The sequence below is a fragment of the Ehrlichia ruminantium genome (genome assembly GCF_009728835.1).
GTDB lineage: Bacteria > Pseudomonadota > Alphaproteobacteria > Rickettsiales > Anaplasmataceae > Ehrlichia > Ehrlichia ruminantium_B.
In genome coordinates this window covers 62,929-75,324 of record NZ_CP033455.1, presented here as the reverse complement: position 1 = coordinate 75,324, position 12,396 = coordinate 62,929, and the positions used below count along the sequence as shown (strand labels likewise).

Here is a 12,396-nt window from a genome sequence, read left to right as displayed (position 1 = left end):
TAACAACTATAATTCCATATTGAACATAATACTTTTATACTTTGAACTATAGTCTCATTAGTTCACATAATTTTTAATGAAAAATCCAAGCTTGTTTATAAAACTTCGAAAAATATTCTATAATTTTATAATATATATCATAGTCACATATTAATACAAAAAATTTAATATTTCATAAAATATCTCATATTAACTATAATCAGATTAATATCAGCATGCTTTAAATAAAGTACATAAACTAGTAGCTATAATATAAAACTTAACCAATATCTTAAAAATATTAGATAGATATCACTTAACATATTCTGCATCAATACAAAATTATCTTACATTCTTCATGCCACAAAATATGATGCAAATATTGAGAGTGTTTTATAACAATTACTCATTTTTCTTATATACTCTTGCTAAAATTTACTTGAATCACAAAAAAAGTAGCTTAACAGGTTTTTCACAAGTAAATAAAAAACAAGATTATAAATAATTGTTTAATAATTATCACGCAACAAAGTAACTACAGATTTATTTCATATTTTCAAAAAAAACTACTACTAACACAAATAAACCATAACTGATATGATAGTATTCTTACTATCAATAACAATTTTATTTGTTTACACACTAAAATATAAGATTCAACAATCTGAAATTACTATATCAACTTATCAAAAATGGATAATACTAAAAAACACATAATTATTATCCATATTCCTAGCTACCAACTATTACATTAACACCTATCAAATTAGTTATTTTATTCACTAAAAAACGCATCTCCCTGTCCTTACTACTATCTATTAAATTGTTTCATAATAATAAAAATACTTCCTAAAATAATAGATGAATTCTTACGCATCAGAAAGAATGATATTATAATCTTTCAATACTTTAATACAATTAAACATTTGTAGTTAATTTATATTTTTCAAAAAGCTACAATTAACCCTACAAAATAATAAATCAAGAAATATTTCGCAAACTTATGCTAGATATAAAAAAACCTTATCTTATACATAGAAGAAAGTTAATATCCGATGCTACATATATTGAATTCCAGATTATAAATTTATTGCACCATACAGTATTTAAAATTATATACCTAGAGGTTATAAGGATTTTAATTGCTTGACATATTCCGACATATTTTTTGCCTTAAAAAGAGCAGATCCAATAACCAAAATATCAGCTCCTGCTTCAATTATACTTTTAGCATTGTCAATATTTACACCACCATCAACTGCTATTTTAGTATTTAAGGAATATTTTTGGATCATATCGTGAATACATGAAATTTTATTCAGTTGCGATTCAATAAACTGCTGACCTCCAAAACCAGGATTTACTGTCATTACCAACACAAGATCAAGATCACATATAATATACTCTAAAATATTATGGTGCGATGTTGGAACAAGTGATACTCCTGCATTTTTACCACAAGCTTTAATTTTCTTAACTACACGATCCAAATGTATTTCAGATTCTGCATGAACAGTAATCATATCTGCCCCAGCATTAACAAAATCTTCAATATAATCACCCGGAGTATTAATCATTAAATGTACATCAAACGGTATTTTTGTATATTGTTTAATCGCAGATATCACAACTGGACCTATAGTTATATTAGGAACAAAATTACCATCCATGACATCTATATGAACATAATCAACATTTGCTACTGTAAGCATTTCCACTGACCTACCTAAATTGGCAAAATCCGCTGACAAGATAGAACCAGATATTTCTACCACTTTTTACCTAGAATTATTTGTTAACTTAGTACACTGATAATAAATTCTATTAAATATTCTTATGCTTTTCAAGTGCAGAAGAAAAATGAATATTATCTTATCATACAAACGTATAACCTGGCAGATTACTATCATTAGTAAGTAATAAATTTAATATAATTGACAATTTATTACCAAATATCAACATAATAAATACTCACAACAACATATAAAATTGTGTCACTGTACCAAGTACAATGTTTTACATATAAACAGAAAAATTTCTTTCGTATAATCATACTGAATTGAAAACAAGAACTAATTAAGCAGAACAGCAATTACACAACTAATAACATATAAATGCTATCCTATTCACTTGATATAAAACAAGTTTCTATATTAATAGGTATTACCAAAAGTAAATTTTTCATAATGTATGACATCGTATGCTATTAACAAGAAACCTATTTTCTATTTAGTACAACAGGATACCAATAAAATTTTTAACATGACATTATAGCTCACCTCACGCAAACATAAGTCTATCACTCTGATACAATTAATAATAACACACCTTCAACAAACAATTATGAGTTTATACCGTATATCCTATGCAGTAGGAACATACTCCTGTTTTATTTCATTTTATACCCTGATTATAGCATATATTTTATTTAGTCTCAGTATATTTGCGTGCTTCTTTCATTAGAGCCTCACTTGCAGCCGACATCCTCGATTCTAACTCACTTGCAAACTCTTGTTTAGTTAACCCAGGGTAAATGGGCGGTAATATTTGTATAATAGCCTTACCACGGGTTTTTTTTAAAGAAAAAATACTTGCCGGCCAAAACAAACCTGTATTAACTGCTACTGGAACAACTGATACTGAAAGCTTGCTATATATAGCTGTAATACCTGGCTTTATAGACACTTTTGTACCAGGCATCACCCTTGATCCTTGAGGGAAAATAATTACGGTTCTTCCTTTTTTAACATGTGATGCTGTTGAAGTTAATATATGTTTTAAAGCTTGAATTTTATTACTACGATTAATAAATATCATTTTGAGTAACATAAAATAGATACCAAAAATCGGTAACCACATCAATTCTTTCTTAAGAATATAGACAGGATTTTTAAATATAGTAAAGAGCACTAAAGTTTCTAAAGGAGACTGATGTTCAGATGCAACAATGTATGGACAATCTTTAGGTAAATGTTCGAAGCCACGCACCTCATAATCTATTCCATCTATAATTCTTTCAATAAACAGTACAACTTTAATCCCATACACTGAATATTTTATTCTTGATGACATCGGTAATATCAAACAAAACGGAACTACTACCACTGTATATAATATTGCGAAAAGTCCTAATAGTATATAAAATAACATTGCTATAATCGTCATATATTAATACATATCTTATATACTATGTTAATATTATAAAATAATAAATATTTTTAATTTCGGGGGATTGAATGCCTACTCTATCACTTGTCACTGTTCCTGACCATAGATTATCACTGTGTTCCGAAGAAGTGACTGAAGTCACTCAAGATATCAAAAAGTTAATTGATGATATGTTTGAAATTATGCATACTAATAACGGAATAGGGTTAGCTGCTGTACAAGTCGGAATCCATAAACGCATCTTCATTGCAGATGTACCAATAGATCACAAAGATCATGAAACACTTAAAATTGACGGTTATAAATCATATGGTGGACCATATTGTATGATTAATCCAAAGATTGTAGATATGTCTCAAGAAAAAGTAAAAATGAAAGAAGGATGCTTATCTGTACCTGGTTGTACTGAGTATGTAATGCGTCCAAGATACATCACAATGCAGTATCTGGACTACAATGGAAATAAGTGTATAATAAAAGCACAAGGCTGGCTTGCCAGATGTCTTGAACATGAGCTTGACCACTTAAACGGCATAATATTTCTAAAGTATCTATCCAAGTTTAAGCGTGATCTCATAGTAGAAAGAATCAGGAAAAGGACAGTCCATGATTAATTAAATAACAGCGGTAGATGTGTCAGATTCAGGTTTACTCGAGATATTAAAGTTCTTTTATGAAAATGGAGTAAGTTCTATACTAGAAACTGAAAATCAGATGAGTATACCAGATCAGGATTTACACTTAAATGATGATAATAATGATATAGGATACAGTATGGAAATAAATAGTATAAAAGAAGATGTAGAAACTTACTATTTGTTAAAGGCTCAAAGCATTGCCGAGCAGTGTAATACCTTAGAAGAACTAAGAAGTGCCATAGAATATTTTGATGGATGTGATATTAAAAATTTAGCAACCAACACTGTATTTGCTGATGGGAACCCTAATGCAAAAATGATGCTAATAGGTGAAGCCCCAGGAGCAAATGAAGATATACATGGTATACCATTTTGTGGTACTAGTGGCATGCTGCTAAACAAAATGTTAGAAGCAATAGGTTTTAACAGAAGAACTGTTTATATTAGTAATAGCGTGTTTTGGAGGCCTCCTGGAAATCGTAGACCTACTGATTTTGAAATAGCAGTATGTAGGCCTTTTGTAGAAAAACATATTGCTTTAATTATGCCTAAAATGTTAGTATTGGTTGGAAGTACCGCATGTTATTCTGTACTTGATTCTAAAAATCCTATATCTAGACTCAGAGGAAGGTTCCATTCTTACAATAATAGATTTTTACAGCATAGCATTACTACAGGTATTATATTTCACCCTTCATACTTATTACGACAACCTATGCAAAAGCGCATCGCATGGGAAGATCTAAAGCAGATTAGAGATCACTTTAACACTTTATAATTTTTCTACAACTATAGCTTAAATATGCGAAACCTCCATCAAGTCAGCTATCTTCACCTGTAAACTTTTAACACATCACATTCTCGTACCTATACCAGCTGATTATAATAAAACATACATGCAATAAAGAATAGCACAAAAACAAGTTCAGAACATTTTAAATCAATTGTAGGATTATACCTATTAGATACTACTAAAACCATTGGTATACTTTATCATACCTACAAACTTATGATAACCCTATCAATGAAGTATTCACTAGCAGGGTAATGCGCAAAATTACATATAAATAAAACTTATTCATTATACTTAGCACATACATACAAGACTACCTTGAACATTAATTAACACTCATACAACATCACTAGTTTAGTACTCTGTGATACATTCAGGAAAATATATAATAAAGTATAATAAAAACATAGCACTGGTTCATTATATAACATTCATATAAATATCTTAAGACAATACATTAATTGTGTTATCTACAACATGGAAAAACTTAAAGTGCTCTTTATACTTTGTAAAGTTTTGCTGTTTTAAATCAATATCTGTAATCCATACTTGACATTTTACATCTACAATAGTTTCTAACAACTTTTCCTGATAATACACATCTAAATGAGACATTATATCATCCAATAAAACTATAGGATACTCTCCCATGTTTTGTTTAGCCAAAACAGATGATAATATCAACGACAATAATAAAATTTTTTGCTCGCCTGTCGAACAACTACTAGCTATCAGATTTTTCTCTAAATGAAATATCTGTACATTATCATTGTGAACACCAAAATTCACTAGGTTAGTTGATGAATCTTTAAGTCTATTTTTGTGTAAATATTTCTTATAATTTTCAATGGCATCCTTATCATTCAATAAATCAGATACCTGACTTTGAATTTCTATTACTGCTTTAAAAAAAGAATTTGATGAACTATTTTCAGATAAGACATTTCGTAATATCTGCAAAACACTAAAACGTATCTGTGCAATCTTTATCCCATTTTCTGCCATAACGTTTTCGAGACTAGACAACCAAAAATTATCTACTAAATTATTACGTAATAGCCTACTTCGATCTTGCTTTGCTTTATTATACTTGATAATACATGATGCATAATTTGTGTCAAAAATATGCACAATCCTATCAAAAAATTTAAGTCGTTCACTTTGCGATTTTAAAAAAATATGATCCAATTGTGGAATTAACCATATGATACTAATAATTTTATGTAAAGTAATATAGCTATGGTTTTTATTACTAATTAATATAGATCGCTTAGCGTTATTTTTTGCAATAACAATTGGATAAACACTATTTTGACTATGTATCTGATATGAAATGCTCCACGGTGAACTTGATGAGCTGTTTTGCATAGATTCTGTATTCACTCCTCTAATACCTGTACCTTTCGACAACAAAGAAATAGCTTCCAGAATATTAGTTTTTCCTGCTCCATTTTTCCCAAGTAATACAACTGATTTGTTAGAAGTATCTAGCTCAACACTTAAGTAGTTACGGAAATCTAATAAACGTAAGTTTTTGATACAAGACCTATATGCGCATAACATCTAACAACAGCTCTTTTTTATTCAATATTAGATTGTATACTTATATTATTTTGTTCTGCAAGAAGTACCCTTACTTTTAATGTTAACTCAACATTTAATATAGTTCTATGCTAGTGAGCTTAATTACCCTACAATAAACAAAAGAATAAAACATTTTCGAAAGTTACCAGCCTTACATTCTAATAATATTACAACAGTTACTTAAAATAATAAATTAATACAAATAACTATAAACTAACAAATCTACTTTTATATCATCATATAATACAACAGCAAAATGTATACTTGATTTCAAATATAATAAACTTTCTTCAAATACTAAACACTATATAAACATAAAAGTCCACTAATCTTATACATATTAATTATAATCAGACAATAGTGCTTATACTATTTTCCAGTACATAATAATGCAATAGAGAATATTATGAAATTTTTAGCCATTACCACCAGCTTACAATACGTTCTTATACAGTAATGCTCATGCTGTTCATAATACATAACTAACACGTATCCCTTTTTTATATAAGCAATCCGATTAATATCTAACCAATTATAAGTATACAAACAACACCTACATTTTTAAAAAATAACAACTTTTGGCATCCATAGTTGTGAGTAAACCACTCATATACTACATCACATCTAAACATAATTAATATGTAAGGAAACATACTCTGTTACAAAAGAACAGCATCAGCAATTATATACGTAGTATATTCCCAACTTACAAAAATACAATGAGTCATTAACCCTATGAATTTGTAAATAACCTTGGTATAAATATATTGTATAAACTATAGAATCTGTTATTTACAGAAAATAAAACAGACTTAAGCTATTTTTTTTAAGAAGACTGCAATAGTGAGTTCGCAACTAAAAAAATTTTATTAATATTGCATCTTTACAATAAATTCAAGCACCATAACATAATTGCTTTTTGAATATGCAACCTATTTTCTGCCTCATCAAATATATAAGAATTTGGTCCATCTATTATCTCAGAGGTTACCTCTTCTCCTCTATGTGCTGGCAAACAATGCAAAAACATATAATCAGGTCTTGCATCCTTAAGAAGTGCAGCATTAACTTGATAATTAAAAAATTCAGACTTTATGTTATTGTTATCACCCATAGAAAGCCATGCATCTGTTGTAATCACATTTGCATTTTGAATAATGTTATGAGGGTTTCTATCATATACTATATTTGCCCCTTGTTTTTTAGCAGAGTTAAGTAATAACTCAAGCTCTTTTGAATGTTCTAAAGTTGATACATTTAACTTGAAGTTCAACACTGTTGCAGCATGCACCCATGACACTAACATGTTATTAAAATCACCGATCCAACTAACAGTAGCTCCTTCTATTGGTCCCATTTTTTCCTCATAAGTCATAATATCAGCCAATACCTGACAGGGATGACTATATTGAGTTAAACTATTAATCACTGGAACAGTACTATGTGCATCAAATTCAAGTAAAGAATCATGTTCTAGTATTCTAATTACAATTAGGTTGACATACCTAGAAAGCACTTTAGCTGTATCGTAAATGGATTCACCTCTTGTGAGCTGGGAGTTTTTCCAATCCAATATGATAGCGCTTCCACCTAATTGATTTACCCCTACTTCAAATGATACTCTTGTACGAGTAGAAGGCTGCATAAATATTAACGCTACATTTTTATTCCGCATATGCTGATAATACTGACTTGGATCTTTTTTGATTACAGCACCACAGTTTAAAATTAACCTCAATTCTGCATACGTATATAAGTTCAAATCAATAAAAGAATTAACTCTCTTGTATTGCGTATCCATGAGATCCTATTAACCTACCCTAGAACTTTACTCGTATCATTGATGTAAAAAACAAAATCACTACCAAAGCTATTAACATAATTAATAGTATGTAGTTCTTACTCTTTTTATCCTTTGATATGCTCACTGATTAATACTTTATTATGTAAAACAGACAATCATGATTGTTCATTTGAACATAAAATACACCTGATGTCAACAGTAGAAAATCTGCAATTTATATACAGATAAACATACTAACACCTGAAAAGTTACTATGGTATTATCGTCTTACATAAATTAATTGGTTTATCAAAATATTTACAAACCACATACAGATAAAAACTTCTATAAGTTGTTTATTATCACAAGTATTATTATGAAAAATATTCTCTGAGAGAATACCATAAGTCTTTAAAGAATCCATGTTGTTTTGTCTGAGATGTTTCATCTTTGAGCTGTGTATTATATACTATTTCATTGTTAGAATCTGTGCTCTTAAGATTAATTGATTCAATGTTATCTTGTACATTGCTATCTTGCATATCCTGCTTATTCCGCGTATCTTGTATATCCTGTATGTTTTGTAACTTATTAGCTGTAATAGATTTATTAGCTTTAGTTGTACGTTGGGTAGTTGTATTATAGGTATTCCTTTTTCTAGTTACACTTTTTTTAATTTTATCATTTTTTAATATCTCATCACTTGATGAAGCTTTGTTTACATTTTCCATATTGGTATACCTATAAGTGTATCTTTAAAAATATTAATGTTATTTTATTAACGAAAAGATAACTTAAGCGTTCAAAAAAAACCATATTCTTCATACTATTACTATACATTGTTCCTAATACACAATAGTTTAACTTTATTAAAATAGAAATATTCTTATTTAACAATACAAATCTATAAAATTAAGGAACTATCATCTTAGTATCACTAGTATATTTATTTTAAGATACAATGTACCACATTAATTTTTTACTTCTTCTCAATATATCCTGCGATTCAGGGTATGATATATACCAAAAAAATCTATTTAACCAAAATATTCTTTAGATGTATTATGTTGATACATTGCAATTCCATACAATCACCAATTCTATCAACACATTTACTACCTCAAGATCAAAAGAAGTCTATAAATACGCTTCAACTACAAAAATACACTTTATTAATAAGTACAATACACTATAGGTTTATGATAAAACAGAAAAGATTATCATGTTCAGCACCACTATTGATAAACATAATATACTACCCAATTACAGCATAAAACATACAAATTTCTACCAAATCAAAATGTCCTTCATATATTATATATGTTGATATACAGAAATTTCATATGATCATAATTTTATAAACACATTTAGTATCTAAAGATAAACTACATATATTTATTAACTATAAAAATACACATTATTAATAAATGTCATACATTACAAATTTCTGAAAAACAAATAACTTCACATAGTACTTTTGTAGATTACTACTTAACAAAATTGCCTCCATTAAATTCTTATAAGCCACTTCCTAAATATTTTTAGATTATTCGTATAATAAATGCACAAGCGTTATATTACCTACTATAATATTCTACGTAGTGTCATTGGCTAACTAACGATAGCACATCAAAGTAACCATGAAGAAGTTATTTTGTAAATACTTAAAAATCTGCATATATGTAGTACATTAATAATACAAATACATTACAGCGTAACATATTCTTTCAGATTAACCCCATAGAAGTTACTATACACACTTCGTAGTTTTTTACATATACAGTATACTAATGAGAGGTAAAAGTGTACAATTGGCTAGGATAAAAATTCATTTATTGCATTATTAAATCAATGAGTACTTTTACAATTATAGATGCCTATGGTCTACTTTTCCGGGCATATTATGCCCTACCTCATCTTACCACATCTTATGGTACACCCATTGGTGGGGTATATGGTTTTATTAATATGTTATTGAAATATATAGAAACCCATACTACGGATTATCTAGTTGTTGTGTTTGATACGGGTAGCAAAAATTTCCGACATAACATATATTCAGAATACAAAAGCAATCGAATTAAGCTCCCTGATGATTTGATATCTCAGTTTCCACTACTTAGAGAAGCTGTTAATGCACTTAACATAGCATATGAAGAAGTTGTGGGATATGAGGCTGATGACGTAATAGCAACTTTGAGTAAAAATTACAGTAAGTTTGATTATATAAAAGTTACAGTTGTCACATCAGATAAAGATCTATTACAACTTTTAGAACATAATATTCATATTTTCGATCCCGTAAAAAATAAATATATTGTAGAAGAGGACGTACAAGATAAGTTTGGTATATCATCAAGTAAATTGCTAGACTTCCTGTCTCTGACTGGCGATGCATCAGATAATATTCCAGGTGTACCTGGTATAGGTATTAAAACTGCCGCAAAATTGCTTAATCAATTTGGATCATTAGATAATTTACTATCACAATCACACGCTATTGAAAAAAATAAATGTCGCGAATCAATAATCCAATATCATGATCAGGCAATATTATCCCGCCAACTTTTAACATTATGTGACACAGTAAACTTAGATGACAATATAGAAAAATATTTATCTCGTGTTCCTGATACACAAAAGTTAGTAAAATTTCTAGAAAAATATGAACTTCAATCCTTAGTCAATAAAGTTGGTAAGATTTTTAAAATAGACACTTCTATTACACACCAAAAACAAGACAACAATAAAGAGATTATTAAAATTCAAGCAATACCATATTCTATTGAGACACTTGAAATGTTCATTGAAAATGCAAAAGATGAAGGAATAATAGCATTACATATTAACTCAATTGACAATGTAATTGACAGTATATCTTTATCCTACAGAGAAAGCATATTACTCTGTATAAATACAGAACATATAACACACGCTTTACAATTGATTAAACCACTTCTTAGCTTAGATTACATATTGAAAGTAATATACGATGTAAAAACTTTATTAACAATCATTCAAGAAAACACCAATATTACAGCTTTTGATGACATATTAATAATGTCATACAGCCTAGATGCAGGATTGCATGATCATACATTAAAAAATATCATCAGCAGAAATATGCAACACGACATTACTGATGAAAACATCACGGCATCTACCCTATTATCATTACACACAGCACTCAAAAAAAACCTACTTACAAACCAATTATGCACTACTTACTACAGACTAGAAAAACCACTAATCAATGTTTTATATAACATGGAAAAAATAGGAATAATGGTAGACTGTAGTATATTAAACAAATTATCATCCATTTTTTCACACAAGATTAGCACGTTAGAACAAAAAATATATAAATTATCAGGAGAAGAATTCAACATCGCTTCTTCAAAACAACTAGGTACTATATTGTTTGACAAAATGGGCATAAAAAAAGGTAAGAAACTAAGTTCAGGTACTTACAGTACAGATGCAGAAGTATTACATGAACTTGCATTGAACGGAATTGAAATAGCTGATGAAATATTAAAATGGCGTCACTTTACAAAACTGAAAAACACTTACACTGACACTTTAGCAAAACAAATAGATCATAACACTGGAAGAGTACATACATTTTATTCTATGACATCCACTGCAACTGGTAGGTTAAGTTCAAGTAATCCTAACTTACAGAATATTCCTATCAGAAGTGAAGAAGGAAATGCTATAAGAAGCGCATTCATAGCAAAAAAAGGATATAAGTTAATTGCCGCTGATTACTCACAAATAGAATTACGTATAATGGCACACATTGCTAATGTACAAGCATTTAAAAATGCTTTTTCTTTAGATCAAGACATACATTCAATTACAGCACAACAGATATTCAATACACAAGACATAGATAATAAATTACGTAGAAAAGCAAAATCAATAAATTTTGGAATAATTTATGGTATTAGTGCATTTGGATTAGCTAAACAACTCGGTATCACAAGGTTAGAAGCAGGTAAACATATTGATAATTATTTCAAGTCTTATCCAGAGATAAAATCCTATATAGAAGACATAAAAGTCTATGCAAGAACCCATGGATACACAAGGACTATATTTGGTAGAAAGTGTTTTATTAAAGACATTAATAGTAATAACCACACATTAAGAAATTTTTCTGAAAGAGCAGCAGTTAATGCACCACTACAAGGAACATCTGCAGACATAATAAAAATGTCAATGATACATCTATTTGACATATTAAAAAGCGGATCTATGATACTGCAAGTACATGATGAGTTATTATTTGAAGTACCAGAAGATCATGTTGATGATACAATAAAATTAATTAAGGAAGCTATGGAAGGTATTACTAGGTTATCAGTACCATTAAAAGTAGACACATCTATAGGTGATAATTGGGGTAATCTAGTTCCATACAACTAACTAATACATGTTTTGACTTC

At 28.9% G+C, this 12,396-nt stretch carries 8 protein-coding genes; 3 read left to right on the top strand and 5 right to left on the bottom strand.

Annotation, left to right across the window (positions count from 1 at the left end; genetic code table 11):
* Positions 1-1,106 precede the first annotated feature (1,106 nt).
* Both rpe and EDL80_RS00295 read right to left on the bottom strand, forming a co-directional pair.
* Complete coding sequence (gene rpe, locus EDL80_RS00300; RefSeq protein WP_158406230.1) at positions 1,107-1,754, bottom strand: ribulose-phosphate 3-epimerase; 648 nt, start codon at positions 1,752-1,754, stop codon at positions 1,107-1,109.
* 649 nt (positions 1,755-2,403) lie between these two features.
* Entirely contained in the window at positions 2,404-3,051 is a 648-nt protein-coding gene (locus EDL80_RS00295) for a lysophospholipid acyltransferase family protein (protein ID WP_230957608.1), read from the bottom strand.
* A 164-nt stretch (positions 3,052-3,215) separates the two neighbouring features.
* Between EDL80_RS00295 and def the strand changes: the two genes are divergently transcribed.
* Together def and EDL80_RS00285 are read left to right on the top strand one after the other, a co-directional pair.
* A complete protein-coding gene (gene def / locus EDL80_RS00290) occupies positions 3,216-3,761 on the top strand; it encodes a peptide deformylase (RefSeq protein WP_158406229.1) in 546 nt (181 codons plus the stop codon).
* A 19-nt stretch (positions 3,762-3,780) separates the two neighbouring features.
* Positions 3,781-4,563, top strand: coding sequence for a uracil-DNA glycosylase family protein (locus tag EDL80_RS00285; protein WP_158406228.1), 783 nt, complete (start codon positions 3,781-3,783; stop codon positions 4,561-4,563).
* 459 nt (positions 4,564-5,022) lie between these two features.
* Here EDL80_RS00285 and recF read toward each other — a convergent pair whose 3' ends face one another.
* From recF to EDL80_RS00270, 3 genes are all read right to left on the bottom strand, one after another.
* Positions 5,023-6,141, bottom strand: a complete 1,119-nt coding sequence (gene recF, locus EDL80_RS00280; protein WP_158406227.1) for a DNA replication/repair protein RecF — start codon at positions 6,139-6,141, stop codon at positions 5,023-5,025.
* Between the two features lie 904 nt (positions 6,142-7,045).
* The gene (argF, locus tag EDL80_RS00275; protein WP_158406226.1) at positions 7,046-7,963 is read right to left on the bottom strand and encodes an ornithine carbamoyltransferase; all 918 of its coding nucleotides are present in this window, start codon (positions 7,961-7,963) and stop codon (positions 7,046-7,048) included.
* 356 nt (positions 7,964-8,319) lie between these two features.
* Positions 8,320-8,676: a hypothetical protein gene (locus EDL80_RS00270; protein ID WP_158406225.1), complete on the bottom strand. Its 357-nt coding sequence runs from the start codon at positions 8,674-8,676 to the stop codon at positions 8,320-8,322.
* Between the two features lie 1,120 nt (positions 8,677-9,796).
* On the opposite strand from EDL80_RS00270, the gene polA reads away from it, so the two are divergent.
* On the top strand, positions 9,797-12,376 hold the full coding sequence (polA, locus tag EDL80_RS00265) for a DNA polymerase I (protein ID WP_158406224.1): 2,580 nt from the start codon (positions 9,797-9,799) through the stop codon (positions 12,374-12,376).
* Positions 12,377-12,396 lie beyond the last annotated feature (20 nt).